The 25,525-nt window shown below is 72.1% G+C and carries 23 protein-coding genes; 13 read left to right on the top strand and 10 right to left on the bottom strand.

What is annotated here, in order from left to right; all coding sequences use genetic code 11:
* Nucleotides 1-1,749 carry an ABC transporter ATP-binding protein gene (locus HHX41_RS23745; protein ID WP_182907769.1) on the top strand — a complete coding sequence of 583 codons (1,749 nt, stop codon included), beginning with the start codon at nt 1-3 and terminating at the stop codon, nt 1,747-1,749.
* Between the two features lie 23 nt (nt 1,750-1,772).
* On the opposite strand, the gene HHX41_RS23740 is transcribed toward HHX41_RS23745, so the two are convergent.
* Entirely contained in the window at nt 1,773-3,857 is a 2,085-nt protein-coding gene (locus HHX41_RS23740; RefSeq protein ID WP_182907768.1) for a DPP IV N-terminal domain-containing protein, read from the bottom strand.
* 42 nt (nt 3,858-3,899) lie between these two features.
* Between HHX41_RS23740 and mshB the strand changes: the two genes are divergently transcribed.
* The 5 genes from mshB to rraA all read left to right on the top strand — a co-directional run bounded on the left by mshB (nt 3,900) and on the right by rraA (nt 7,390).
* Entirely contained in the window at nt 3,900-4,805 is a 906-nt protein-coding gene (mshB, locus tag HHX41_RS23735; RefSeq protein ID WP_182907767.1) for an N-acetyl-1-D-myo-inositol-2-amino-2-deoxy-alpha-D-glucopyranoside deacetylase, read from the top strand.
* Nucleotides 4,806-4,815: 10 nt separating this feature from the next.
* Nucleotides 4,816-5,250, top strand: coding sequence for a DUF6113 family protein (locus HHX41_RS23730; protein WP_169983351.1), 435 nt, complete (start codon nt 4,816-4,818; stop codon nt 5,248-5,250).
* A gap of 37 nt (nt 5,251-5,287) precedes the next feature.
* Nucleotides 5,288-5,713 (top strand): hypothetical protein, encoded by a 426-nt coding sequence (locus HHX41_RS23725; RefSeq protein ID WP_169983350.1) that lies wholly within the window; start codon nt 5,288-5,290, stop codon nt 5,711-5,713.
* Between the two features lie 287 nt (nt 5,714-6,000).
* Nucleotides 6,001-6,849, top strand: coding sequence for an MBL fold metallo-hydrolase (locus HHX41_RS23720; protein WP_259401242.1), 849 nt, complete (start codon nt 6,001-6,003; stop codon nt 6,847-6,849).
* 58 nt (nt 6,850-6,907) lie between these two features.
* Entirely contained in the window at nt 6,908-7,390 is a 483-nt protein-coding gene (rraA, locus tag HHX41_RS23715) for a ribonuclease E activity regulator RraA (protein ID WP_182907765.1), read from the top strand.
* An 819-nt stretch (nt 7,391-8,209) separates the two neighbouring features.
* On the opposite strand, the gene HHX41_RS23710 is transcribed toward rraA, so the two are convergent.
* The 8 genes from HHX41_RS23710 to HHX41_RS23675 all read right to left on the bottom strand — a co-directional run bounded on the left by HHX41_RS23710 (nt 8,210) and on the right by HHX41_RS23675 (nt 19,594).
* Nucleotides 8,210-10,093 (bottom strand): HNH endonuclease signature motif containing protein, encoded by a 1,884-nt coding sequence (locus HHX41_RS23710; RefSeq protein ID WP_220504364.1) that lies wholly within the window; start codon nt 10,091-10,093, stop codon nt 8,210-8,212.
* A 392-nt stretch (nt 10,094-10,485) separates the two neighbouring features.
* Entirely contained in the window at nt 10,486-11,577 is a 1,092-nt protein-coding gene (locus HHX41_RS23705; RefSeq protein ID WP_182907763.1) for a cysteine--tRNA ligase, read from the bottom strand.
* Between the two features lie 43 nt (nt 11,578-11,620).
* Complete coding sequence (locus tag HHX41_RS23700; protein ID WP_182907762.1) at nt 11,621-13,486, bottom strand: sigma factor-like helix-turn-helix DNA-binding protein; 1,866 nt, start codon at nt 13,484-13,486, stop codon at nt 11,621-11,623.
* A gap of 55 nt (nt 13,487-13,541) precedes the next feature.
* A complete protein-coding gene (locus tag HHX41_RS23695; protein ID WP_182907761.1) occupies nt 13,542-15,602 on the bottom strand; it encodes a UvrD-helicase domain-containing protein in 2,061 nt (686 codons plus the stop codon).
* Nucleotides 15,603-15,605: 3 nt separating this feature from the next.
* Nucleotides 15,606-17,171, bottom strand: coding sequence for a hypothetical protein (locus HHX41_RS23690; protein ID WP_220504363.1), 1,566 nt, complete (start codon nt 17,169-17,171; stop codon nt 15,606-15,608).
* Between the two features lie 81 nt (nt 17,172-17,252).
* Nucleotides 17,253-18,029, bottom strand: coding sequence for a trans-aconitate 2-methyltransferase (locus tag HHX41_RS23685; protein ID WP_169987249.1), 777 nt, complete (start codon nt 18,027-18,029; stop codon nt 17,253-17,255).
* A gap of 125 nt (nt 18,030-18,154) precedes the next feature.
* The gene (locus HHX41_RS23680; RefSeq protein ID WP_169987247.1) at nt 18,155-19,255 is read right to left on the bottom strand and encodes an ABC transporter substrate-binding protein; all 1,101 of its coding nucleotides are present in this window, start codon (nt 19,253-19,255) and stop codon (nt 18,155-18,157) included.
* Nucleotides 19,256-19,357: 102 nt separating this feature from the next.
* Complete coding sequence (locus HHX41_RS23675; protein ID WP_396706218.1) at nt 19,358-19,594, bottom strand: hypothetical protein; 237 nt, start codon at nt 19,592-19,594, stop codon at nt 19,358-19,360.
* 94 nt (nt 19,595-19,688) lie between these two features.
* Between HHX41_RS23675 and fdxA the strand changes: the two genes are divergently transcribed.
* From fdxA to HHX41_RS23640, 7 genes are all read left to right on the top strand, one after another.
* On the top strand, nt 19,689-20,015 hold the full coding sequence (gene fdxA, locus HHX41_RS23670) for a ferredoxin (RefSeq protein WP_030507471.1): 327 nt from the start codon (nt 19,689-19,691) through the stop codon (nt 20,013-20,015).
* Nucleotides 20,016-20,059: 44 nt separating this feature from the next.
* Nucleotides 20,060-21,139, top strand: a complete 1,080-nt coding sequence (gene dapC, locus HHX41_RS23665) for a succinyldiaminopimelate transaminase (protein WP_182907759.1) — start codon at nt 20,060-20,062, stop codon at nt 21,137-21,139.
* Nucleotides 21,140-21,150: 11 nt separating this feature from the next.
* Complete coding sequence (locus HHX41_RS23660) at nt 21,151-21,783, top strand: DUF4178 domain-containing protein (RefSeq protein WP_182907758.1); 633 nt, start codon at nt 21,151-21,153, stop codon at nt 21,781-21,783.
* A gap of 57 nt (nt 21,784-21,840) precedes the next feature.
* Complete coding sequence (locus HHX41_RS23655; protein ID WP_211593028.1) at nt 21,841-22,605, top strand: hypothetical protein; 765 nt, start codon at nt 21,841-21,843, stop codon at nt 22,603-22,605.
* 24 nt (nt 22,606-22,629) lie between these two features.
* Nucleotides 22,630-23,685: a succinyl-diaminopimelate desuccinylase gene (gene dapE / locus HHX41_RS23650; RefSeq protein ID WP_182907757.1), complete on the top strand. Its 1,056-nt coding sequence runs from the start codon at nt 22,630-22,632 to the stop codon at nt 23,683-23,685.
* A gap of 221 nt (nt 23,686-23,906) precedes the next feature.
* Nucleotides 23,907-24,653 (top strand): TIGR00730 family Rossman fold protein, encoded by a 747-nt coding sequence (locus tag HHX41_RS23645; RefSeq protein ID WP_182907756.1) that lies wholly within the window; start codon nt 23,907-23,909, stop codon nt 24,651-24,653.
* Nucleotides 24,654-24,662: 9 nt separating this feature from the next.
* Nucleotides 24,663-25,241 carry a TIGR00730 family Rossman fold protein gene (locus tag HHX41_RS23640; RefSeq protein WP_169987231.1) on the top strand — a complete coding sequence of 193 codons (579 nt, stop codon included), beginning with the start codon at nt 24,663-24,665 and terminating at the stop codon, nt 25,239-25,241.
* On the opposite strand, the gene HHX41_RS23635 is transcribed toward HHX41_RS23640, so the two are convergent.
* Complete coding sequence (locus HHX41_RS23635) at nt 25,238-25,510, bottom strand: hypothetical protein (protein WP_182907755.1); 273 nt, start codon at nt 25,508-25,510, stop codon at nt 25,238-25,240. The two genes, HHX41_RS23640 and HHX41_RS23635, sit on opposite strands and share 4 nt — an antisense overlap.
* Between the last annotated feature and the right edge of the window lie 15 nt (nt 25,511-25,525).

Below are 25,525 nucleotides of genomic sequence, written 5' to 3'. Positions count from 1 at the left end.
ATGGCCCGCGAGATCCTGCCGGTCGCCGACCGCGCGCAGGTGCGCGCCTACGCGCGGCGGCTGACGCTGAAGTATCCGCGCGAGCTCGCCCTGGCTCTGGCCCTGCACGCCCTCGCGGCGGTCGCCGGTCTGTTCGCGCCCCGCATGCTCGGCGAGCTGGTGCAGGGCCTGGCCGAGGGCCGGGCCGACCTGCGCGTGGACGCCGTCGCCCTGGCCATCGCCGGCTTCGTGGTCGCGCAGGGGGTGCTGGTCAGGTTCGCGGTGTACGCGTCGTCACGGCTGGGCGAGAAGGTGCTGGCCGAGCTGCGCGAGGAGTTCGTCGACCGGGTGCTCGCGCTGCCGCTCTCGACGGTCGAGCGGGCCGGTTCCGGCGACCTCCTCACCCGCACCTCCAGGGATGTGGACGCGTTGTCCCGCAGCGTGCGCCACGCCGTGCCGGAGACGTTGATCGCGGTCGTGACCGGCGCCTTCGTCGTGGGCGCCGTGATCCTCGTCGGCCCGGTCATGGCGGTGCCGTCGCTCGTCGCCGTGCCGCTGCTGTGGGGCGCCACCCGCTGGTACCTCAACCGGGCCAGGGACGGCTACCTGCGGGAGAACGCGGCGTACGCCGACATGACCGAAGGACTGGCGGAGACCGTCGAGGGCGCGCGCACCATCGAGGCGCTGGGGCTGGAAGGCCGCCGCCGGGCCCGTACGGACCGGGACATCGCCCGGTCGTTCGCGGCCGAGCGGTACACCCTGGGCCTGCGCATGGTGTGGTTCCCGGCGGTCGAGTTCGGCTACGTGATCCCGGTCGTGGCGACCCTGTTCCTCGGCGGGCTGTTCTCCATCGAGGGCTGGGTGACGGTGGCCCAGGTGACGACGGCCACGCTCTACGTCCAGCAGCTCATCGACCCGCTCGACCGGCTGCTGTCGTGGGTGGACGAGCTCCAGGTCGGCGGGGCCTCGATGGCCCGCCTGCTGGGCGTGGCCAACGTGCCCGACGACCGCAGCGCGGGCGACGCCCGGCCGGTGGGGGAGGAGCTGAAGGTCAGCGGCGTGCGGTACGCCTACCGCGCGGGCCACGACGTGCTGCACGGCATCGACCTCGACGTACGCCAGGGAGAACGGCTGGCCATGGTCGGGCCGTCAGGGGCGGGCAAGTCGACGCTGGGCCGCCTCATCGCCGGGGTGCACGCGCCGGGGAGCGGGTCGGTCACGGTCGGCGGGGTGCCGATCGTCGAGCTGCCGCTCGACGAGCTGCGCGGGCACGTCGCCCTGGTCACCCAGGAGCACCACGTCTTCCGGGGCACGCTGCGCGACAACCTCCTCATCGCGCGGCCGGACGCCTCCGACGCGGAGGTGCGCCGGTCGCTGGAGGCCGTGGACGCCTGGGACTGGGTGGCCGCCCTCGACGGCGCGCTGGACACCGTCGTCGGCTCCGGCGGCACGGCGATCTCCCCGGCCCAGGCGCAGCAGCTCGCGCTCGCCCGGCTGGTGCTGGCCGACCCGCACACGCTCGTGCTGGACGAGGCCACCTCGCTGATCGACCCACGGGCCGCCCGCGACCTGGAGCGGTCGCTCGCGGCCGTGCTGGAGGGCCGTACGGTGATCGCCATCGCGCACCGGCTGTACACGGCGCACGACGCCGACCGGGTGGCCGTGGTGGAGGACGGCCGGATCAGCGAGCTGGGCTCGCACGACGAGCTGGTGGCGGCGGGCGGCGCCTATGCCGCGCTGTGGGACAGCTGGCACGGCACCGCCCGCTGACTCGGCTCACGTTCAGCTCACGTTCAGCTCACGTTGAGCGACTTCTTGAGGAAGTCGAGCTGCAGGAGCAGCAGGTTCTCGGCGACGACCTCCTGCGGCGTCATGTGGGTGACGCCCGACAGGGGGAGCACGGTGTGCGGGCGGCCGGCCGCGAGCAGGGCCGACGACAGCCGCAGCGTGTGCGCGGCGACCACGTTGTCGTCCGCCAGACCGTGGATCAGCAGCAGCGGGCGCTCCAGCTTCTCGGCATCCTTTTCGGCATCGCCGAGGAGGGACGACCTCTCGTAGTGCCCCTCGTCCGGGTGGCCGAGGTAGCGCTCGGTGTAGCAGGTGTCGTACAGCCGCCAGTCGGTGACCGGCGCGCCCGCGACGGCGGCGTGGAACACGTCCGGGCGGCGCAGCACCGCGAGCGCGGCGAGATAACCGCCGAACGACCAGCCCCGGATCGCCACCCGCGACAGGTCGAGGTCACCGGGGTGCAGGGCCGCCACGCCCTGGAGGGCGTCCACCTGGTCCTGCAGCGCGATCGTGAAGTCGTGCAGCATCTCGCGCTCGAAGGCCGGGCCGCGCCCCGGGGTGCCGCGTCCGTCGGCCACCACGACCGCGAAGCCCTGCTCGGCCCACCACTGGGACTCCAGGAACATCCGCCGGGCCGACAGCACCCGCTGGGCGTGCGGCCCGCCGTACGGGTCCATCAGGACGGGCAGCGGGCCCGAGCCGGGCACGTGCCACGAGGGCAGCAGGACCGCCGTGGACAGCTCGCGCGAACCCGAGCGGACGAGCGACACGCGCGGCTCCAGGCCGGGCCGCTCGGCGAGGGACTTGATGGAGACCGACCCGACCGTCACCGTCGTGCCCTCGGTGTCGAGGCTCTGCCGGGCCACGAGCGTCACGCCGCCCGCGCGGCGGCCGGAGTGGACGCCCGGCTCGGTGGTCACCGGGCTGATGGTGCCCTTTGTGCCGGTGCCCGCCGAGTACGTCCACACGTGGACCTCGGTGGGCTCGCCGCTCGCGGAGAAGAGCACGGTGTCGCCGTCGACGTCGAGCACCGCCCGGACCTGCAGCGACGGCGGGGTGACCGGCTCGTCGCCGACCACGAGGCGGTGACCGCCGTCGGCGTCGGCGACCCAGACCAGGGTGCCGTCCGACAGGCGGGCCGGGACACCGGTGACGATGTCCACCCAGGCGGGGTCGGTGTCCTCGCGCAGGAGCGTCGTCTCGCCCGTGCCGGGGTCGACGGACAGCAGGCGCATGGTCCGCTGGTCGCGCGAGAGCGTCACGATCGCGAGACCGTGGGCGTCCCAGGCCGCCGTCACCAGGTACTCCTGCTCGAACGGCACCGCCGTACGCGCGCCGTCCAGGCCGATGACGTGCAGTGTGACCTCGGCGTTGGCCGTGCCCGCGGCGGGATAGCGCTGGGAGACGGGCTGGCGGCCGGGGTTGGCCGGGTCGGCGATGTGCCACAGGGCCACCGGCGACTCGTCCACGCGAGACACCAGCAGCCGGTCTCCGGACGGCGACCACCAGTAGCCGCGCATCCGCTCCATCTCCTCGGCCGCGATGAACTCCGCGAGGCCGTAGGTGACCTGGTCGCCTTCCGGCTCGGCGAGTGCGGTGTCCGCTCCGGTGTCCGCTCCGGTGGCGAGCTCCAGCACGTGCAGCGCCCCGCCCGTGACATACGCGACCCGGGTGCCGGTGGGGTCGAGCCGGGGGTCGATGACCGGTCCGGCCGCCGGGAGCCGCCGCGACTCGCCGGAGGCGAGGTCGGTCAGGTAGAGGTCGCCCGACAGCGCGAAGACGGCCTGCCGGACCTCCCGGTCCGTGGCGTACGCCACCACGCCGCCCGCCGACTCTCTCGACCGCTCGCGGCGGGCGCGCTCCTCCGGCGGCAGGTCCTCGTCGGCGGCGCCCAGGGCGAGGGGGTCGACGACGAGCCGCTCGGCTCCGGACGCGACGTCCAGCTCCCACAGGCAGGTGACCGGATCGGTGCCCGATCTCGTCCTGAGGAAGGTCACCCGACCGCCGTCAGGGGAGATCGTGAAGTTGCGCGGCACCCCGAGGGTGAAGCGCCGGGTCCTGGCATGCAACCGTGGGAAGCTCTCCGTCATAGCTCCTCATACTGCCAGCACAAGGGCACTACCCTCGGAGGCATGACTGACCGTCGCTTGCTGCTCGTGCACGCCCACCCCGACGACGAGACGATCGGCACCGGGGCGACCATGGCCAAGTACGCCGCCGAGGGCGCGCACGTGACGCTCGTGACCTGCACCCTGGGGGAGGAGGGCGAGGTCATCCCCGCGGAGCTCGCCCACCACACGGCCGACAGGGACGACACCCTCGGTCAGTACCGCATCGGCGAGCTGGCCTCCGCGTGCAAGGCGCTCGGCGTCACCGATCACCGGTTCCTGGGCGGGGCCGGCCGCTGGCGCGACTCGGGCATGATGGGCGCGGCGACCAACGACCGTCCCGGCTGTTTCTGGCAGGCGGACCTCGACGAGGCCGCGGGCGAGCTGGTCACGGTGATCCGCGAGGTCAGGCCCCAGGTTCTCGTGACGTACGACGAGAACGGCTTCTACGGCCATCCCGACCACATCCAGGCGCACCGCGTCGCCTGGCGGGCCTTCGAGCTGGCCGCGGACCCCGAGTTCCCCGGCGGGGAGCCGTGGCGGATCGCCAAGTTCTACCTCACCGCCATGCCGAAGTCGGTGCTGCTGCGGACCATGGAGACCATGCGCGAGGCCGACGTCGACTTCTGGGTGCCGGAGTCCGCCGACGACATGCCGGGATGCGCGGACAAGGACGTCACGACGGAGATCGACGCCCGGCCGTACGTGGAGGCCAAGCTCGACGCGATGCGGGCGCACGCGACGCAGATCGCCGTGGACGCGCCGTGGTTCGCGCTGTCCAACAACGTCGGCCAGCAGGCCCTCGGGATCGAGCACTTCATCCTGCGCGCGGGGGTTCCCGGCCGGCCCGGCATCGGCGCTCCGCCCGAGGTCGGCGGCCTGGGCGAGCCGTACAACCGTGAGACCGACCTGTTCGCCGGCATCGGCTAAGTTGGGCGGTATGACCCAGGAGGCGCAGATCGGCGTCGAACCCACCGAGGACGCCCCCGGCCTGCTGGCCGGGGTCGTGACCGGCGCGGCGTACGGTGTGCTCTTCCTGCTGGGCGTGGTGCTCGGCGTCGTCGGCGGCTTCCAGCACGCGTGGTACGTCGGGCAGATGCCGGTCGCCGCGATCGCCTGGCTGGCGGTGCTGTTCGCCGTGCCGTACGCCATGGGCAGGCTGATGGGCGGCAAGCTGGCCGCGCTCGTCCCCGCCGTCGGCTGGCTCCTCGTGTCGTTCCTGCTGGCCACACCGCAGCGGGCCGGCGACCTCGCCGTCGCGGGCAACTCGGCCGGCTACTGGTATCTGTATGGCGGCGCCGTCGCGGTCGCGGCGGCCGTGGTCGTCACCCGCTCCACCGGTTCGTGGCTGCTGAAGTCGTACGGCCGCGCGTGAGCTTGTTCAGGTGGGACTGGTCGCCGATGCTGGGGGCATGCGGCGGTCGCACCGGGTCCGGCAGGTCATCAACTACGTCAACCTCTCCACGCCCCTCGGGCTGCTGATCGCGCGGATCGGCGGAGCCCGCACCCGCAGAGGGGAGCGCGGCCTCGTCTACGCCCACGGCTACCGCATCCCCTTTCCCGTCGCGGGGGCGTTCACCGTGGGCAACGTGGTCCTCACCAAGCACGGGGAGGGCTACCTCACCGGCTGCCTGCTCGACCACGAGTCCCGGCACGCCACCCAGTACGCGTTCTGCGTCGGCCTGCCCATGCTCGCGCTGTACGTGCTCGCCTCGGCCGTCTCGTACGCCGTCTGCGGCCACCCGGCCTCGTGGAACCTCTTCGAGCGGATGGCCGGTCTCGACGACGGCGGTTATCCCCGGGTTCATCCACGGTGGAGGAGATCGCGTTCCCTCTGAGGGCGGAGGCGACGTGAGCGGAATCGGCCGGTCGTAGGAGGAATATTTCCGGTCCTGTGGGGATCATGGAGAGCGGAAGGGAGTTCCCCATGTCGCAAACGATCCAACCGGAAAGCCCTGAGGTCCCTGTTTCTGCGGTTTCTACGGTTTCTCCCGTTTCTCCCGTTCCCTCCGTTCCGGTAGCGCCGCCGAAGCCGACCGCGCCGACGGGACCCCGCCGGTGGCCGTCCAGCTTCGCCGACAGGCTGACCGCACCTCTCCCGGACTTCCGCGAGGTCACGAGCGTCATGTGGCATGGGCAACTGCGGCCCGACATCGGCGACAGCGACCAGATTCCCGTCCACCGCGTCGGCCTGCCCCGCGCCGCCGCGACCGAGACCGTGGTGACCTGGGTCGGCCACGCGACGTTCGTCCTCCAGATCGGCGGGCTGACCGTGCTGACCGACCCGGTGTGGTCCCGCAAGATCCCCGGCGTCCGCCAGCGGCTGACCCCTCCCGGCGTCGCCTGGTCCGACCTGCCCAAGGTCGACGCGATCGTGATCAGCCACAACCACTACGACCACCTGGACGCGCCGACGATCCGCCGCCTGCCGAGGGACACGGCGGTCTTCGTGCCGGCCAGGCTCGCGGGGTGGTTCCGGCGGCGCGGCTTCCGCGACGTGACCGAACTGGACTGGTGGGAGTCGGCCCGTCTCGGCGACGTGACGTTCGACTTCGTCCCGGCCCACCACTGGAGCCGCCGTACGCTGTGGGACACCTGCCGCACCCTGTGGGGCGGATGGGTGCTCACCTCCCGCGACCATCGGGTCTACTTCGCCGGCGACACGGCCTACGGGGAGCGGTTCGCCCAGATCGGCGAGCGTTACCCGGGCATCAACCTCGCCCTCATGCCGGTCGGGGCCTACGAGCCGCGCTGGTTCATGAAGGTCTCGCACGTCGATCCCGCCCAGGCCGTGCAGGGGTGCCTCGACGTGGGTGCGCGGCGGATGGCCACCATGCACTGGGGCACTTTCGTGCTGTCGGGCGAGCCCCTGCTGGAGCCCGTACGCGAGGCCCGCGCCGTGTGGGAGTCACGCGGCCTCGACCCCGCCGACCTGTGGGACCTCGCCGTCGGCGAGAGCCGTACGCTCCCCTGAGGGGACGGCTCCGGGCGGGGCGCGGGGCCACGCCGGGCGGCCCTGGCACAATTCGGGCATGAGCTTCGCGACCGCTGACCTCTACGACGCCCACGGCGACGCGCTGCGCAGTTGCGTCACGCAGTTCCGCTCGTACGGCGCCCGCGCGCGGTTCTCCGGACAGATTTCGACGGTCCGATGCCTGGAGGACAACGCGCTCGTCAAGCAGACGCTCGCGACGCCCGGCGGGGGACGCGTCCTGGTGGTCGACGGCGGCGGGTCGCTGCGCACCGCGCTGCTCGGCGACATGATCGCGGCCGCGGCCGTGAAGAACGGCTGGGCCGGCGTAGTGATCAACGGCGCTGTGCGGGACACGGCCGCCCTGGACCGGCTCGACCTCGGCGTCAAGGCGCTCGGTTCCAACCCCCGCAAGAGCGCCAAGACCGGCCTCGGAGAGGTCGACGTCCCGGTGACCTTCGGGGATGTGACCTTCACTCCGGGGGAGTGGCTCTACAGCGACGAGGACGGCATCCTCCTCAGCGAGCATCACCTCGACACCTGATCGTGGGCGGTCCACGATGGTTGGCCCGGCCGGTCACTGCCACGATGCTTGGCCCGGTCGGTCACTGCGCCGGAAGGAACCTCCGGTCCTCGCGAGGCCCGCTCCGCTGGGCCTTCGCTGCGGTCCTCGCTCCCTTCCGCTCCGCTCCCTCCAGCCCGGTGAACGTGTGTGCCCAGCACTAGGACCTGTACGAGGTTCCGATCTTCAGGCAGGCCGGAGACTTGCAATGGGCAAGCTCACGCCGGCGGACGGCTCGGCTCCTGGGCCGCAACCACTCGCGGTGACCCGGAAACTTCCCGACGGCACCAGTACCACGATTCCGGGCGTGACAACCTCCCCGGACGGCGCGTTCACCTTCACCGACACCCCACCGATCTCCGGGGCGATCACGTACGAGGTGCTCTGGAACGGCAACGCGGACTTCCGATGGAGCCGGGCCTCTGCAACTGTCACCGTGGCCAGGCACCCATCTGGACGCAGGCGATCAAACTCCTCCATCGGGCGCCCTGCTCGTGGTGTACCGGACCGTCTCTGGCGGAAACCTGCAGTTGGTGGGGACGGTGAACACGAACAGCGAGGGATCGTTTGGCTTTGTCGACACCCCCACTGTGGGCGGTCAGCACATGTATGAGGTCCGGTGGGACGGCAAGAACGTCTTCATGTACACAAGCGGCACGCACAACGTCACGGTCCGAGGGCGCCCGTGATCCTTTGAGGCAAGGAGATCTCTGACTCCATGGAAAGCGGGTGGCCGACGTTGTGGTCACCGTTGTCATCAGGCTTCAAGGTCCTCGGGAAGATCTGAACGCCGTACAGGACCTAGATCCGCACCCGCCTGGTCCGGGCCGGGTGGTAGGTGAAGGCCCAGCGGTCTGTGCCGACCCTTCGGCGGGTGTAGCGGTCGGGGTGCTGGTAGCGGTCGCGGTTGTGGAACTGGCAGGCCGGGCCCAGCAGTTTGAGGTCGGTCAGGCCGCCGGTGCTCCAGTTGTCGGCGTGGTCGATCTGGCACCTGGTGGCCGGGAGCGGGCAGCCGTCGATCCAGCAGGTGGCGTAGCGGGCGTAGATCGCCCGCCGCTGGGCGGGGGTGGCCAGGCGGACTTTGCGGCCCATGTCCAGGACCTGCCCGTCGGCGTCCATGACGATCCGCACCAGGGTGGAGGTGCGGGCCAGTCGGTGCACGCTGGAGACGGGCAGCACCTGCCCGGTCGCCAGCAGCAACCCCGGCGCCGTCCCCAACGCCGTCCCTAGCAGCGCCCCCGGCAGCCCTCCGGCCGCTGCTCCGGGCTCTGCTCCCGGTGGCGACCCCGGCTCTGCTCCCGATGACGCCTCCGGTTCTGGTCCCAGCACGCCCGGCGGCGCCCCCGGCTCCGGTCCCGGTGGCGTCCCCGGCTCTGGTCCCCTCGCGCCGGGCGCCTCCCGCGTCTCCGCTCTCGGCCCTCCGGGTCCTCCCGATCTGTCCGGTCCCGCCCCCGGCGCTGTGGACGAGCACCGCGCCCTACTGCCGCACCCGCACCCGCACCCGCACGCGCCCTGGCCGTGCCCCTGGTGTTCGTGGCCGTCGTCCTCACGCGTGGCCTGCGCGTGCCTGCAGTCCCCCGCAGGCCGAGGCCCGGCGTGGGCGTGATGGGCACAGGTGTCCCCGGGAGGATCAGGCGATCGCCACTCGCCCCACCGCGACTCCCACGAACGCGACTCCTGTCGCTGTGGCGCGCTCTGCTGTGGCTCCTGCTGCGACTCGCTCCGCTGTGTGCTCTTCGCCTGCACGCGTCCGGTCGCGTCATCGCCGGACTGCACGTCACGGGACCCGGTCGCCAGGTTGAGGCTGTCTACGGTGCTCTCGACGGCGCTCTCGGCGGTGCTCTCGACGGCGGCCTCTGCCGCTACATCGGCACCGGCACCTACCACCGAAACGGATTCCTCAGCCGCCTCGGCGTCCTGCGTCTTCCGAACGCCCTCGGTGTGCTCGGTGCCCTGGGTGCCTTCGGGGGTCTCGGGATGGTCGGCGCTCTCGGGGCCGGTGGCGGGGTCGGCAGGGAGGGATTCGGCGTTGACCAGCACCAGGAGCTCGGCGGCGATCTTCTCCTCCAGCAACGCCATGAACGCATCCGCCTGACGCACTCGCAGCGGCCGGTCATCGCCCTCCGCCTTCGGCCTGGCATACGCATCCAGCAAGGCCTGCAACCGGGCGGCATGCTCACGCGGGAGATAGAACTCCCCCTCCAGCCCGCCGCCCTTGCCGGGGCGCACCCGCAGGAACCGCCGCCCGTAATCGGCCCGCTCATCACGGTCCTCACCATCGGGGTCCAGCACCGCCCGCAGATAACGGCCCGCCTTGGCCACCTCCGCCGCGCCCGCCTTGCCCGCCAGCTCCAGCAGGATCGGCTCGGCCACCGCGGCCTGCTCATCGGACAGGCCGGCAACGGCGGTGCAGATGGCCTCCACCACCCCCGCCGCCAACCCACCGGCGGCGAACTTCTCCCGCACCTTCGGCAGGCGGGCCAACTCGATCCCCAGGCTCAGCAGCCGGCCCGCACCCGCCACGGTCATCCCTGCGGCGGTGCGCAGCCAGCTGCGGGTGGAGGCATGCCCGTGCCGCCGGGCCTGCCCCGCCCGATGCACCCGCCCCACCCGATCAGCCAGAGCACACGTGATCCGATCCCGCGCGAACACCAACTCCTCGGCCTCGGCCAGACAGATATCCACATCGTCCGGAACCAGCGCCAACGCCAACGCCTGCGCCAACTCACGAACAGAACCGATCAGCACCCACGACGACCGACCCCGGCGATCACCCGCGCCAGCGGCATCCGCCCCAAGAGGACCGCTACCGGCGCCGCCAGCCTCCTCGCCGCCGCCGCAGGTGCACGACTCCTTGGAGGCCCACAACGGTGAGTCGGCCGTCAGTCGTTCCCACCAGCCGCCGTCGGAGCCATTCGAACGGCGAGAGCGGTCAGGATCGACGGCGAACGGGTCCATCGCGCCTCCCAATCTGATTCGAACTCTTGTATGAATTCTTTCACGCCATCGCATCGCGAACACCTATGAGCGGCGATTTGTTGGAGCGACAGGTTGGGCTGCGAGGGAAGGAGCGCCCGTCAGATCCGGCCGATGTCGGCGGGCAGGCCGAGGGCGAGCACGTGGTCGAAGTGGAGGAAGGTCTCGAACTTGGAGCCCGGCGCGACCGACTCGTCGGCTTCCAGGTCGCGCAGCAGGCGCAGCGCCCCCGGCGTGTCGAGGTCGTCGTCCAGTGCCCGCTGGACGCGCTCGGCGTGGGCGTCGTCGATCGGGCGGCTCGGCGATTCGGCCCATTCGGCCACCCGCCGCCGAAGCCGCCGCAGTTCCTCGTCGGCGGCGCGGAGGGCGTCCCAGGTGAGATCGACCGGTCGCCGGTAGTGGTGCTCGAGCAGGGCCAGCCGTACGGCGAGGGGGTCGAGGCCGGCGGCGGCGACGCCCGACAGCGAGACGACGTCACCGGCGCCGGCCCGGCGGCCGTCGAACAGCAGGCGCCCGGAGTGCGCCCAGTGGGCGGCGGCCTCCTGACCCGTCGCGGCGTTGGACTGGGCCCGCGCCCTCTCGTGATGGGGGAAGCACAGGTCGGCCCCGCCCACGTACAGGTCGAAGCGCGCGCCGAGGAACCGCAGCGGCGTGGCCGAACATTCGATGTCGCGGCCGGGGAGACCGCGTCCCCAGGGCGCGTCCCAGACCGCCCCGGCACCGCCGCCCGCCGCATCCCCCAGAGGCTCCCACAGGGGCCAGTCGGACACCGAGCCCGGCTTGCCGGAGATGTCGCCGTACGCGGGGAAGGAGGCCGCGTCGAAGAACACCGCCCCCTCGGGGGTCACGTAGGCATGGCCACGCTCGATGAGCCGTCCGATGAGCTCGATCACCAGGCCCATGGTCTCGCTGGTCCGGGGGGAGTGCTCGGGGGCGCGCATGTTGAGTGCGAGCGTGTCGGCGTCCAGCGAGGCGCCGTCTCCGCCGCGGAGGTCGGAGACGTTGCGGCAGGCGAGCACCCGCAGTCCGGCGCGCTCGGCGACGCGGCGGACCAGGTCGGCGAGCAGGGCGGGCCTTAGGTCGGCGATACCGGCGGTCTCGTGTGCGGTGCAGGTGTACACCCGCAGGATCCGCGAGCCGGTCGGGGCGGCAGGCACGACCTGCCGGGTCAGGGTGTCGTGGAGCCGCAACATGGTCTGAGCCTATGTGCTGCCCCCGACATCCCTTTGCCCGGAGTCAGGCGAGGAAGGTCAGGATGTCGCGGTCGCCGCGGTCGCGCAGGCGGTCGAGGACCTCCTCGCGGGCGACCCCCTCGGGCAGGCCGATACGCGCGCCGATGAGCCGCAGGCCCTCGGCCTCCGACGCCACCGGAGCGGTGTACCCGATCAGGTGCAGCGCCTGGTTGATCGCGGGCAGCCCGGCTCCCGCGGCGGGCAGGAAACGGGTCAGCAGCTCGCCGCCGTCGGAGACCGTGAGGAAGACGTGGTCGCCCTCGGACGCGTTGTACTCGGCCAGCACGTTCCTGATCGAGCCGATCGTCGGCTGGTTGTGCCAGCTGATCACCACCTCGCCAGACGCGGTGGAGGCGGTGAGCTGGCCGCCGGGCGCCATGCCGAGGTGCGCGGCGAAACCGGTCGGCAGCGGGGAGCCCGAGCCGCGCAGGTGCTCGGCGTTCACGTCCACCCGGTGCCACCAGCGGCCGTCCCTGCTGCGGAAGCAGCGGCGGGTCGTCGACACGTCACGGCGCGGCTGGTACGGCTCGGCCTGGTCCTGCCCGGCCACCCTGATGTAGCCGCGCTGGGTCCGCTCGAACCCGGGCCCTCCGGCGTACGCCCTGATGGAGCTCTCGCTCACGTCGTAGCGGGAGGTCAGGTTGTCCACCACCGTGCTCACGGACGCCTCGCCGCCCGCGCGCTCGATCTCCCGGATGATCATCTCCCGGATGCCGAGGTACTCGTCGCCGCCCCAGCGCCGCAGGCCGTACTTGCTGCGGTCGAGCCGGATGAACCGCTCGTCGGAAGCGAGCTGGTTGCGGATGCCGACGAGGCTGTAGTCCTCGCCGATGCGTGTCTGGATCTCCTCAGGGGTGAGCGGCGCGCGGGTCACCGCCAGCACGGCCTCCGCCTTGTCGCCCATGCTGCGCGGCCAGGGGACGACGTGGCCGTCCAGTACGCGCAGGTGCGGCACCGACGCGAGCCAGCGCTCGGCGACGTCCTCCCGGATGCCGAGCTGGGCGACGAGGGAGACCGCCTCGTCGAGTGGCCGGGGGCCGTCGGTGAACAGCTGCCGCGTCTTCTCCCTGATCTCGTCCGCGCCGCCCGCGACCAGCCAGCCGTCCACCTGCTCGTACCCCGTGAGCAGCGTGCGGACGAACCGCCAGGCGGGGATCGCGAGCGTGACCAGCTCGGTACGGTGCCACGGCACGGCCGCCGCGAGGTCGTCGGCGGGCACGGCCGAGCCCAGCCGGGTGCGCAGCCAGGACAGGTGCGCGTTCAGCGGCGCGGCCGCCGGGCCGTTCAGCCAGTCATTCACGTGGTCGCGCAGGTCGCGCTCGATCTGCCGGATGCGCTCGCGGGTGACCGAGAAGCGCTGGGCCAGCTCGTCCAGGGTGGCCCGCTGGGCCTGGCCCGGCTGCTGGGATGCGTCGAAGTAGAGCCGGTCCCGCGCGATGGCCCGCTGGCGGTCGTCCAGCCGGGCGAAGATCTCGTCGATGATCTCGGGCATCGGCCGCTCGGGGAGGGCGGGCGGGACCGCGGCCCCGGCCGGCTCCCGCGCCGGCTCGGTGGCCAGCAGCTTGTCGATCACGTCGACGTACAGCTCGTGGACGCTCTCCCGGGGGCCGGGCGTCTGCAGGCTCTCCTCGGGGTGGGTGAACCTCAGCAGCGGCAGGATGTCGCCGAGGACCAGGTGCGCCCAGCAGGCGATCGTGAGGTCGGCGAGCCGGGAGGCGACCTGGCCGGTCCCCACCGCCGCACAGGCCCGGTCGAGGGGGAGCGCCTGCCACCACGCGTCGGGAAGACCGGGGTCGCTCGCGATCGGCTCTACCTGGCTGGGCGCGGTCCAGCGCAGCGGAGGCACGATGTCGCTAAGGCTGAGGTTCATGCAGGTCCAACCGGCAAGGGGAATATATCCGCAGTTCAGACTAGGGGATCCGACGTCAGGACGGGATGAAGGGACTGGCTCGGCCGGAATAGGACACGTAGAGCAACTCCCCCGCCCGCGTACATGCCACGTAGAGCAGCCCCCGTTCGCGTTGCAGATCGTGCGCCCGGGCCGTCGGGTCCTCGTCGGCCGGGGTCAGCGCGTCCGGCGCCGGCACGATTCCGTCAGCCACGCCTATCACGGCCACCCGACGGAATTCCAGCCCTTTCATGCCATGGAGGGACGTGACTTTGACCGTGATGCCCGCTTCGCGTAGTGCGGTGCGGGCGGTACGCACGAGGTCGGGGGTGCGTGCGGCGACCGCGATCTGTGCGGTCGGCACGCCCTCCTCCAGCCACTCGGCCACGGTGGCGACGAGCCCGGCGATCTCCGCCTCCGCGCTCACGTACTCGCGCACCATCGGACGCGGGCCGTGCTCCAGCGCGCGGTAGCCGTACATCGCGGCGTTGCCCGCGACCAGACCGTCCACCGGGCCGCCGCCCCGCAGCCGCACCCCCCACGAGAGGATCTCGGCGGGCAGCCGGTGGGAGATCCTCAGGCGGAACCCGCGGGCGGGGATGCCGACGTCCGCCAGCGCGACGCGCGTGTCGAACATCCGCTGGTGCGGGTCCCCCAGGATGAACAGGTCGTTCGGGGCGGCGGGGACCGCCGCCCGCAGCAGCCGCCACTGCGCCGGGTGCAGGTCCTGCGCCTCGTCCACGACGATGTGCCGGTACGGCTCCCGCCCCGGCGCCTCGTCGCCCAGCAGATCGCCGACGGCCCGCCCGAGCAGGCCCGCCGCCTCGGAGGCGAGCTGGAGCAGAGTGCGCCGGCCGGACTCGCGCAGCCGCCGTACGACGTGCTGGACGGCCTCCCACACCACGGTCCTCGCCTCGGCGTCCAGGCGGACGCTGCGGCCGGGCCGGGCCGCGGCCTGGTACTCCTCCAGCGTGCGCAGGTCCTGCGCGAGGATCACCTGCTCCCACTCGCGCAGCAGGAAGGCGCTGCCGAAGCGCCCGACGGCCGCCTCCTGCCACAGGTCGGCCAGGTCGTCGGAGGAGACGAGCGCCGGGGCGCGGCCCTCCGCCGCGGCGACGATGCGGTGGGCGATCCTGTCGACGTTGCCCACCTCGACGCGCTTGCGGACCAGCTCGTCATCGATGATCACGTCGAGCCGCGCGGACAGCTCGGTCGCGAGGCCCTGCGAGAACGTGACGAGCAGCACCGGGCCGGTGGCCGCGCGGGCCAGCAGGGCGGCCCGGTGCAGCGCGATGACCGTCTTGCCGGTGCCCGCGCCCCCGGTGATCAGCACCGGCTGCTCGTACGCCGGCCAGTTGGCGTACGTGTGCTGCGGCGGGTACAGGAACGTGCACCAGGTGGGCAGCGTGAGGACGCGCTCGAGCTCCGCGGCGTCGGCGGCGAACGCGGCCCGGTCGGGGCTGCGCCGCAGCGCCGCGAGCAGGTCCTCGGGGTCGACGTCGTCGGCGACGCGCGAGCGGTAGGCGTCCAGCTCGCGCCAGGCCGCGGCGAGCGAGCCGCCGCGGGCGAGCGCCGCGAGCGGCGCGTACTGACTCTGCGGGAGCATGGGCTCCACGGCCGCGAGATGCGACTCCGATGTCATCAGCCGCAGCAGCGGCAGCAGGCGGGCGTCGACGCCGATGTTCAGCAGGTCGGTGTCGCACCAGTTCTCGAAGAGCGGCCGGCCGCCGGTCCCCGCCGCGCGGCGCAGCGCGGGCTCGATCCGATCGAGGGCCTCGGCGTCCCAGGTCTCGACGATCCCGATCGCCGTGTTCACGCCGACCCTGTGCCGCTGGGCGTACGACCACGCCTCGGCGTCCGGGAGCACGGTGAGCAGCCAGTAGACGTCCTCCTGCCGCACCACCACCCCCCGGTGACGGTCGGCGAGCCGGAGCGTGGCGATCCGGGAATCGCGGCTGTTGCGCACCCTCTCGGGGTGCGGCGCGGCGGACGCGTTCAGCAGGAACCGGCGTACCGCTACGGCGACGTCCCGGCGGACGGGCCGGGTGAGCGCGCCGAGCCCGCGCAGGAACTCCGGGGAGATCGCGAGCCGGGGCATGGGCTATCCCAGCAGGGTCAGCAGGTCGCGGTCCCCGCGTTCACGCAGCCGCGCGAGGAGTTCCGGCCGCTCGACGGCTCCGGTGAGGCCGACGCGCGTCGCGATCACCTGCTCCGCCTGCTCGGGCGTGTCGCTCGGCGTGGTGTAGCCCACCAGGCGCAGGGCCCGGCTCGCCTGGTCGCCGCCGTCGGCGGCGGGCAGGTGCCGTACGCGCAGCATGCCCTCCTCGGACAGGGTCAGGAAGATGTGGCTGCCCTCCTCCGCGGAGATCTCGCTGAGAATCCGCTGGAGGGAGCTCAGCGCCGGCCGCGCGCGCCAGGAGAGTCCGACCTCGCCGGCCGCGCTGTGCACCGTGCGGTCGTCGCCCGGCGCGAGGCCGATGTAGGCGGCGAACCCGCTCGGCAGCGGCACCTCGACACCGTCGAGGTGCCGGCCGGACACGTCCACCCTGAGCCACCACCTGCCGTCCGGCTGCCGGAAACACCGCCGGGTCAGCGCCACGTCCTTGAGCCCGCTCTGCTGCCGGTCCGCCTTCTGGGCGCGTAGTTGAGGCACGCTCTCCAGCCACTGCCGTGCCACGTCGGGACGTATGCCGAGAGAGGAGATCATCTCCAGTGCCTGGGAGACGGTCGGCGGGCGCTCGGCCGAGGCGATCAGGTTCCGCGTCTTCTCCCGCAGTTCCTCGATGTCGCCGGCCACGAGCCAGTCGCCGAAGAGGCGGTGGCCGGGGAGCGTGGCGAGCACGAACCGCCAGGCGGGCACCTCCAGCGAGCGCAGTTCGCGCTCGTGCCACCCGGCCGCCGCGACGAACCGCGCCTTCGGGGCCGCGGCTCCGAGCTCGTCGGCGAGACGGGCCAGGTGCTCGTTGTACGGCGTCGCCGCGGGCAGCGCGAGCCAGCGCGACAGCCGGTCGCGCAGGGCCGCTTCCAACTCGTGGATGACGGCGGGAGGGACGGCCAGCAGTTTGGCCAGTTGCTCGGGCGCGGACGGCTCGCCGGTGAAGACCCGGTTCTGCGCCACCATCCAGGTCTGGTCGTCCAGGTCGCCGAACGCCGCGTCGATGAGCGCGGGCAGGTCCTCTTCCAGAGCCGGCTCGGCCACCTCCTCCGGGGCCACCTCCTCCGGGGCCACATCCTCCGGGGGCGCCTCTTCGGGGGCCGTCTCTTCGGGGGACATCTGTAAGAACACGGCGGTGAAGAGAGCCGTCAGCACGGGCCGGGCCTTGACGAACGGTTGGTCGGCGAGCTCCCGGCCGGACAGCGCGAGCAGGCCGTGCCACGACCCCGCCCGGTCGAGCGCGATCGCGACCTGGGGGTCGTCGGCCTCGTCGGGGTCCATCACGTGCAGCGCGGGCAGCACGTCGCCGACGGCCGCCGCCGGCCAGTGGTCGAGCGCGAGCCCGGTGAGCAGGTCGCCGAGCGCCTCGGCGCCCAGGACGGCGAGCACGCGGTGCAGGGGCAGCGTCCGCCACCAGGCGTCCGGCAGGCCGGGCCGGTCGGTCAGCGCGGTGATACGGGCAGCGTCACTCCAGCGCAGCGGTGGCACGAGGTCACTCAGGCAGAAGTTCATGCTTTCCTCATCACTCACAGAGACCAGTCCATAGTCTGGCAAATCGCCCCCGCTGTGGTGGAGGTTCGGGGTGCACGCGACTCAGCGGCGTTCGGCCGCGAAGCGGAGGCGGACGTAGTCGGCCATCCAGCCGGTCTCCCGGCGCAGGGCGGGGGCGGCCAGTTCGTTGACCCGGCGCAGCAGCGGCTCCACGGCCGCCGGGGGAACCCGGTCGAGCAGCGATCCGGCGAACATGCGGACCCAGTCGGCCGCGCCGTTCGGGCACTCGTCGAGGGGAGTGGGGCGGTCGAAATACTCCAGCAGCCGGACCGTGAAGCCGCCCTTCTCCAGGCGGAGGGCGTACTCGGCGGGGCTGGGGAAGTACCACGGCAGCTCGGGCTCGCGCAGGCCGTACTCGCGCCAGGCGGTGAACACGGCGGCGGTCAGGGCCGCGCAGTTGCCGGCGCCGCCCATCTCGGCGACGAACCGGCCGCCCGGCCGCAGCGCCTCCCGCACGCAGTCGATCACCGCGTCGGGGTCACGGCTCATCCAGTGCAGGGCCGCGTTCGAGAAGACCGCGTCGTACGGCTGGGCGACGGTGAAGTCGTAACCGTCGCCCACGGTGAAGTCGAGTCCGGGATGGTGCGCGATGGCCTGCTCGATCATTGAGTGGGAGCCGTCGATGCCCAGCACGTGGGCGCCGCGCCTGGCGATGTCGGCGGTGAGCACGCCGGTGCCGCATCCGAGGTCGAGCACGCGCTCACCGGGGCGAGGGTCGAGCAGTTCCACCAGCGGGGCGCCGTGAGCGGAGACGTAGCCGAAGGAGCTGTCGTAGGCGCGAGCGTTCCATCGGGTGAGACTGGGAGTTTCGTACCTCAAGATCGGCTCGCATTCTGACACGTGGTGCCCTGTGTCGGGATTGCCGCAGTCTCATGCCGACTTGTGAGACTGCTGGGCTGACGACACACTTTACGGCTTCCGTCGCCCCCGCGAGATCAGGTGGCTCAGCCGACCATCCGGGCCCAGTTCGCGGCCACGTACGACTTGGCCTGGTCCTGCTCGGGGACGCTCAGGATGACCGGGTCGCCGGACACCTCGGGCAGCCTGGCGGCGGCGTCCCCGTCCAGCGTGTCGCGCATCTCCATCGCCTCGAGGCGGGCGGGGCGGGCGAACGCCTTGAGGAAGAGGTTCTGACCCTCGTCGGACAGCAGGAACTCCTCCCAGAGCCGTGCGGCGGCGGGGTGCGGCGCCTCGGCGCTGACCGCCTGCATGTAGTAGGAGGCGAGCACCTCGTTCTTGGGGATCGTCACCCGCCAGGCCGCCGCGCCGCGCCCGGAGGCCGCCCGCGCCGCGTTCATGAAGTCCCAGTCCACCACGGCGGTCGCCTGGTCGGGCCGGCCGAGCATGCCGCCCTTCTTCAGCCGCGCGAACAGGTTCACGCCCCGCGCGGCGTCCGGCAGTCCCTTGCCGAGCGAGGCGGCCATCACGGCGTCGAACGCCGACGCCACCCGGCGCGGGTCGCCCGGCAGCGCCACCACGGTCCCGGGCCTGGCCAGCGCGCCGTACGACGCGGGGGCGGGCACCTTCCGCGGGTCGTAGCCGATCGACATGTAGCCGCCGTAGGCGGCGAACCAGCGTCCCCTCTGCTCCTTGACGTCGTCGGGGATGTCCGGCCAGCCGGTCACCCGGTAGGGCGCGAAGAGCTTGGCGTTGGCGACCGCGACCTCCAGGGTGAGGTCGAAGACGTCCGGCGCCTGCTTGGTCCCCTTCAGCCTGGCCGCGGTTTCGATCTCCTGCTTGCTGCTCGCCTCCGGCACGATCGAGGTCACCTTGATGCCGTACTTGTCGGAGAACCTGGCGATGATCTCCTTGTAGCCCACCCAGCCGCCCGGCAGGCCCACGACGGTGAGCGCGCCCTCCTTCTTGGCCGCGTCGACGAGCCTGTCCATGGTCCCGAACCCGGACTCCAGGCTGTCGGCGCGAGGGTTCAGAGGAGGCAGCGGCTTGTCCGACGAGGACGGCGACGACGGCTTCGAGCACGCGGAGGCCGCGGACAGGAGGATCGCCGCCGAGGAGATCGTCACGACGCAGGCACGTATGGTCACGCCGCGTATGCTCCCCGCGTCGCGGGGGCCGTTCGCGTCGGCGCGCTGGGGGATTACCGAGTCGGCGTCCGCACCATGCACGCCGATTACCGGGCGCGGGGATTACCGGGCGGGCGGCGCGGGCGGCACGATCTTGGCGGCGGCCAGGGTGTCCTCGGCGATCTCCACGAGGCTTCCGTCCCGCTTCCGCACGATGAGCACCCCATCGTGCCAGGACTCCAACACGCCGACCGCGTCCCGGTACCCACCGGGCACCCTGCGCCGCGTAGTCACCCGTTTGCCCACGTCGGCGGGGGTGACGGCGACCACGAGACGGGCTCCGAGCCGAGGGGCCACCACGATTGCCCCCCTCCTGTTCCGGCTAGTCGGCAGGCACCGCAATACTAGGGCTAGCAACCCGCGGTCGAGCCGTGCAACCCAGAAGGAGCCCGAGGTGACGTACGTCATCGCGCAGCCTTGCGTGGACGTCCTGGACAAGGCGTGCATCGAGGAATGCCCCGTCGATTGCATCTACGAGGGCGAACGCATGCTCTACATCCACCCCGACGAGTGCGTGGACTGCGGTGCGTGCGAGCCGGTGTGCCCCGTAGAGGCGATTTTCTACGAAGACGACCTTCCCGAGCAGTGGAAGGACTTCTACAAGGCCAACGTCGATTTCTTCGAGGAGCTGGGCTCGCCCGGCGGCGCCTCGAAGGTCGGCAAGATCAACAAGGACCACCCGCTGGTCGCGGCGCTCCCGCCGCAGGGTGAGGACCACTGACCGACGCCTGACCGGCGTGGTCCGTGACGACTGGGGGATTTTCTTTGCTTGCGTTGCCGGACTTCCCATGGGATCGGCTCGTGCCCTATCAGGACCTGGCGCGGGCGCATCCCGGCGGGATCGTCGACCTCTCGGTCGGCACGCCGGTCGACCCGGTTCCCCCGGTCGCCCGCGACGCGCTCGCCGCCGCCGCCGACAGCCCCGGCTATCCCCTGACGTACGGCACGCCGCGGCTGCGTGAGGCGGCCGTGGGCTGGCTGCGGCGGCGGCACGGCGTCACGGTCGATCCCGGCGACGTGCTGCCGACCATCGGCTCCAAGGAACTGGTGGCCTGGCTGCCGACGCTGCTCGGCGTGCGCCCCGGCGACCGCGTGGTCTTCCCCGAGCTCGCCTATCCCACGTACGACGTGGGCGCGAGGCTGGTCGGGGCCGAGCCCTACGCGTCCGACGGGCTCCTCGCGCTGGGCCCGGAGCGGGTCCCGCTCGTCTGGGTCAACTCGCCGTCCAACCCCACCGGGCGCGTCCTGCCCGCCGAGCACCTGCGCAAGGTCGTCGCGTGGGCGCGCGAGCGCGGCGCGGTCGTCGCGTCGGACGAGTGCTACATCGAGCTGGGCTGGGAGGAGCACCCGGTCTCCGTCCTCCATCCGGACGTGTGCGAGGGCTCCCACGAGAACCTGCTCGCGGTCCACTCGCTGTCGAAGCGGTCGAACTTCGCCGGATACCGCGCGGGCTTCGTCACCGGCGACCCCCGGCTCGTACGGCGGTTGCTGGAGGTGCGCAAGCACGCCGGCATGATGATGCCCGCCCCGGTCCAGGCCGCGACGGCGGCCGTGCTGGACGACGACGCGCACGCCGACGAGCAGCGCGAGCGGTACGCCCGGCGCAGGGCGGTGCTGCGGCCCGCGCTGGAGCGGGCCGGCTGGCGGGTCGAGCACTCGGCCGCGGGGCTCTACCTGTGGGCCACGAACGGCTCCGGCTGCTGGGACCAGGTGCGTGCCCTGGCCGACAGGGGAATCCTCGTCGCGCCGGGCGAGTTCTACGGCGACGCCGGGCGTGGCCACGTCCGCATCGCCGTCACCGCGACGGACGAGCGCGTCGATGCGGCGGTCAGCCGCCTCCAGTAGGATCGCGCGCCATGACGACAGCGATCGTGATCGTGCTGAGCCTCGCCACGGTCGTCGTGCTGGGCGTCTTCGCCGCGGCCCGGCGCACCCGGGCGCGCCGGCCCGTCCGCACCCCGCCCGCCCCCGTGGAAGGGTCCTCGCCGCCTGACCCCGCGGCGGACCCCGACTTCTTCGACCCCCGCACGATCAGGGTGGGGGACATCGTCTACGTGGATGCCGCCCGCTACCGGGCGACCGGCGCCCTGCACTGCACCATGCAGGGCGAGAAGTGGACGGAGTACCTGCTGGACGAGGGCGCCCGGCGCTACAACTGGCTGTCGGTCGAGGAGCGGCCGGGCGAGGAGGGCGGACCCCTCCACCTGGAGGTCCTGCTGTGGACCGACGTGCCGACCCAGGGCATGGTGCCGGCCAGGCACATGCTGATCGTGGACGGCGTCGAGTTCTCCCCGATCGAGCGCGGCACGGCCGCCTTCCGCTCCGAGGGGACGACCGGGCTGCCCGAGCGCGGCCTGCTCGACTTCGCCGATTACCGGGCGGGTGACGGCCGCCTGCTGTCGTTCCAGCGTGTCCAGGGTGGTCAGTGGGAGGCATCCTACGCCCGCCCGCTCACCCCCGGTTCGGTCCGGGTGGATCGGCTGCCCTGATCACCGGGGTAGGTTCGCTTCGTGGAACGGCGCCTTACCAAACCTGTCGTGACCGTCATGGTCATCGTCGTCCTGCTGGGCGCGGCCATCTTCTACGGCGCCTACCATCTGCTGAAACGGACCGAGCCGTTCGCTCTGGGCGAACACTGCGTCGTCGAGACCTCCGACGGCACGCTCGACATCGACATCGAGCAGGCCCAGGTCGCCGCCACCATCGCGGCCGTCGCCGTGCGGCGCAAGCTGCCCGAGCGCGCCCTCCAGATCGCCTACGTCACGGCGATCCAGGAGTCCAAGCTGGCCAACCTGCCGTACGGCGACCGCGACTCGGTGGGCGTCTTCCAGCAGCGGCCCTCACAGGGCTGGGGGACGGCCGAGCAGTTGCAGGACCCCGTCTACGCGACGCGGAAGTTCTTCGCCGCCCTGGAGAAGGTGAAGCACTACCGGACCCTGCCGCTGCACGAGGCGGCGCAGGCCGTGCAGCGCTCCGCCGACGGCTCGGCCTACGCCGAACACGAGCAGTCCGCCAAGATCCTGTCGGCGGCGTTCATCGGGCGCGTGCCCCAGGCCGTCCACTGCTGGTACCCGCCCTCGGACAAGCCGGTCTCGCCGCAGCCGGAGGCCGCGCGCAAGCAGCTCGTGCGCGCGCTCGGGACGGACTCCGCGCCCAAGCGCGGCTGGCTGGTGGCCGCCTGGTATGTCACCCACGCCCAGAAGTACCACCTGCGCCAGGTGCGCTTCGAGGGCGTCACCTGGACGGCCGCCAGCGGGCACGACGGCTGGCGCAAGGACGCCAAGCCCGTCGCCACCGTGCAGATAGCGTGAACCGGTCGGTTAAGGTCGGGTGGCATGCGGCTTGACCTTGCCCAGGACGTGGGCGCGCTGACGGCGCGACTGGTGGACATCGAATCGGTGAGCGGCGCGGAGAAGGCGCTGGCCGACGCCATCGAGGAGGCGCTCGTTCCGCTGCCGCACCTGACGGTGCTGCGGGATGGCGACGCCGTGGTGGCGCGCACCGATCTCGGCCGGGCCGAGCGCGTGGTGATCGCCGGGCACATCGACACGGTCCCGGTGGCGGGCAACCTGCCCAGCAGGGTCGAGGACGGAGTGCTGCACGGATGCGGCACCTCCGACATGAAGAGCGGCGTGGCCGTCCAGCTCAAGCTCTGCCTGCTGGCCGCGCCGAACCGCGACCTCACCTTCGTCTTCTACGACTGCGAGGAGGTCGAGGCCGAGCGGAGCGGCCTGCTGCGGCTCACCCGCACCCACCCCGAGTGGATCACGGGTGACTTCGCGGTCGTGATGGAGCCGACCGACGGGCTCATCGAGGGCGGCTGCCAGGGCACGCTGCGGGCCGACATCACGGTCAAGGGCGTGCGGGCGCACAGCGCCAGGTCGTGGGAGGGCGTCAACGCCATCCACGGCATCGCGCCGATCCTGGAGATCCTTTCCGGCTACGAGGCGCGGAGCCCGATGGTGGACGGCCTCCGGTTCCGCGAGGGGCTCAACGCGGTGGGCGTACGCGGCGGGGTGGCCGGGAACGTGATCCCGGACGAGTGCGTGGTGACCGTGAACTACCGCTTCGCCCCCGACCGCACCCTGGAGGAGGCGTTCGCCCACGTCCAGGAGGTCTTCGACGGTTTCGACGTGCGCCTCACCGACGGCGCGCCGGGCGCGCGGCCCGGGCTGACCCACCCGGTCGCCGCGGCGTTCGCGGCCGCGATCGGCGGCACGCCCCGGGCCAAGCTCGGCTGGACCGACGTCGCGCGGTTCTCGGCCCTCGGCATGCCCGCCGTCAACTGTGGCCCGGGCAACCCCGACATCGCGCACACGGCCGGGGAGAACGTGAGCCTGGCCAAGATCGTCGAGAGCGAGCGCCGCATGACGGCCTGGCTGGCCGAATAACCCGTAGATAGAAGAAAGTGGCTCTCCTCGCCGGCCATTTGGCGGGGAAAGCCACTTTCGTCCCGAGCAGCACCCTCGTTTCTTAGACGGAGCCTCGGCGGCGACCGGTTCCATCCTTCCGCGGATGTTTTTCAGATTCTTCCGGGGCGTTTGGGGCGCGGGTGCCGGGGCAGCGCGTCCGTCTTGCACCGTTACCGATTCCGACCGTTAGCGTGACCGTCATGAACCACACCCGACCCGAACGCCGGCAGGGTCCGTCCCTGGTCCGCGGCGGCCTCGTCCCCGAATCCACCCACGACCAGCGCCTGCTCGACCGCCGCGGTCCCACCGGCTGGCTGCACGAGGATCCCTGGCGGGTGCTGCGCATCCAGTCCGAGTTCGTCGAGGGCTTCGGCGCCCTCGCCGAGCTTCCCCCCGCCGTGACCGTCTTCGGCTCGGCCCGCACCGGTCCCGACAGCCCCGAGTACGAACTCGGCGCGAAGGTCGGCTCGGCGCTCGCCAAGGCCGGCTACGCGGTGATCACCGGCGGCGGCCCCGGAGTGATGGAGGCGGCCAACAAGGGCACCCTCGAAGCCGGTGGCGTCTCGGTCGGCCTCGGCATCGAGCTGCCGCACGAGCAGGGCATGAACGACTATGTGGACCTCGGCATCGAGTTCCGCTACTTCTTCGTGCGCAAGACGATGTTCGTCAAGTACGCCAGCGGGTTCGTGGCCCTGCCCGGCGGCTTCGGAACGCTCGACGAGCTGTTCGAGGCGCTGACTCTGGTCCAGACGCGGAAGGTCACCTACTTCCCGGTGATCATGATGGGTGTCGCGTTCTGGTCGCCGCTGATCGACTGGATCCGCGACACGCTGGTGGCCACCGGGAAGATCTCGCCGCAGGACGTCGACCTGATCTCGGTCACCGACGACCCCGACGAGGCCGTGCGGATCATCGTGGAGGCCGACCGGCGGGCCGCCACTCAGTAGGGTTGCCCTGTGTTCGTCTGCGTGTACTGCTCGTCCAGCCAGAAGATCGACCGCAAGTACCTCGACCTCGCCCGGGAGGTGGGGACGGAGCTGGCCCACCGCGGCCACGGCCTCGTCAGCGGCGGCGCGATCGTCTCCTGCATGGGCGAGGTCGCCCGGGCCGTCCGGGCCGGCGGCGGTCACACCGTCGGGGTGATCCCCCAGGCCCTGGTCGACGTCGAGATCGCCGACACCGCCTCCGGCGAGCTGATCGTCACCGCGGACATGCGCGAGCGCAAGGGCGTCATGGACGCCAGGTCCGACGCCTTCCTCGTGCTTCCCGGCGGCATCGGCACGCTGGAGGAGCTGTTCGAGATCTGGACCACCCGGGTGCTCGGCCTGCACGAACGGCCGCTGGTCGTCCTCGACCCGTGGGGCCTGTACGGGCCGCTGCGCGACCTGGTCGACGGCATGTACGAGCAGGGCTTCACCCGGCCGAACGTGTTCGACGCGATCTCGTGGGCGACCACGGTGGAGGAGGCGCTCGACATGATCGAGCGCCCCGCGCTCCGCCTCAGCCCCACGGGCGAGGAGCTCGGCGAGAGCTAGGCGAGGCCGCGGCGGGTCAGGGCGGGGGGCCTGCGGCCCAGCAGGGCCTCGGTCATGTCGAGGGCCTGCCGTACGTCGTGGGACGTCCTGAAGACGCTCGCGCCCGCCCAGGCGAACGCCGCGGCGGCCGCGACGGCCTCGGTCTCGTCGCCGGGGAGCGTCACGACGACGGTGTGTCCCGCCCGGGCCAGCGCGGACACCTCCGGCAGCGAGGCGGCCTCGACCCAGCCGGGTTCGGTCTCGTCGTCGGGTCCGATCACGCGCGTCATGCTTCCATGCTCGCA

Origin of the sequence: Microbispora sp. H13382 (assembly GCF_014161445.1) — a bacterium.
Lineage (GTDB): Bacteria > Actinomycetota > Actinomycetes > Streptosporangiales > Streptosporangiaceae > Microbispora.
This window is presented reverse-complemented; position numbering and strand designations above follow the sequence as displayed.

Coding starts and splice junctions, on each gene's coding strand:
- HHX41_RS23745 (WP_182907769.1), top strand. CDS start 1: ATGGCCCGCGAGATCCTGCCGGTCGCCGACCGCGCGCAGGTGCGCGCC.
- HHX41_RS23740 (WP_182907768.1), bottom strand. CDS start 3,857: ATGACGGAGAGCTTCCCACGGTTGCATGCCAGGACCCGGCGCTTCACC.
- mshB (WP_182907767.1), top strand. CDS start 3,900: ATGACTGACCGTCGCTTGCTGCTCGTGCACGCCCACCCCGACGACGAG.
- HHX41_RS23730 (WP_169983351.1), top strand. CDS start 4,816: ATGACCCAGGAGGCGCAGATCGGCGTCGAACCCACCGAGGACGCCCCC.
- HHX41_RS23725 (WP_169983350.1), top strand. CDS start 5,288: ATGCGGCGGTCGCACCGGGTCCGGCAGGTCATCAACTACGTCAACCTC.
- HHX41_RS23720 (WP_259401242.1), top strand. CDS start 6,001: ATGTGGCATGGGCAACTGCGGCCCGACATCGGCGACAGCGACCAGATT.
- rraA (WP_182907765.1), top strand. CDS start 6,908: ATGAGCTTCGCGACCGCTGACCTCTACGACGCCCACGGCGACGCGCTG.
- HHX41_RS23705 (WP_182907763.1), bottom strand. CDS start 11,577: ATGTTGCGGCTCCACGACACCCTGACCCGGCAGGTCGTGCCTGCCGCC.
- HHX41_RS23700 (WP_182907762.1), bottom strand. CDS start 13,486: ATGAACCTCAGCCTTAGCGACATCGTGCCTCCGCTGCGCTGGACCGCG.
- HHX41_RS23695 (WP_182907761.1), bottom strand. CDS start 15,602: ATGCCCCGGCTCGCGATCTCCCCGGAGTTCCTGCGCGGGCTCGGCGCG.
- HHX41_RS23690 (WP_220504363.1), bottom strand. CDS start 17,171: ATGAACTTCTGCCTGAGTGACCTCGTGCCACCGCTGCGCTGGAGTGAC.
- HHX41_RS23660 (WP_182907758.1), top strand. CDS start 21,151: ATGACGACAGCGATCGTGATCGTGCTGAGCCTCGCCACGGTCGTCGTG.
- HHX41_RS23655 (WP_211593028.1), top strand. CDS start 21,841: ATGGTCATCGTCGTCCTGCTGGGCGCGGCCATCTTCTACGGCGCCTAC.
- dapE (WP_182907757.1), top strand. CDS start 22,630: ATGCGGCTTGACCTTGCCCAGGACGTGGGCGCGCTGACGGCGCGACTG.
- HHX41_RS23645 (WP_182907756.1), top strand. CDS start 23,907: ATGAACCACACCCGACCCGAACGCCGGCAGGGTCCGTCCCTGGTCCGC.
- HHX41_RS23635 (WP_182907755.1), bottom strand. CDS start 25,510: ATGACGCGCGTGATCGGACCCGACGACGAGACCGAACCCGGCTGGGTC.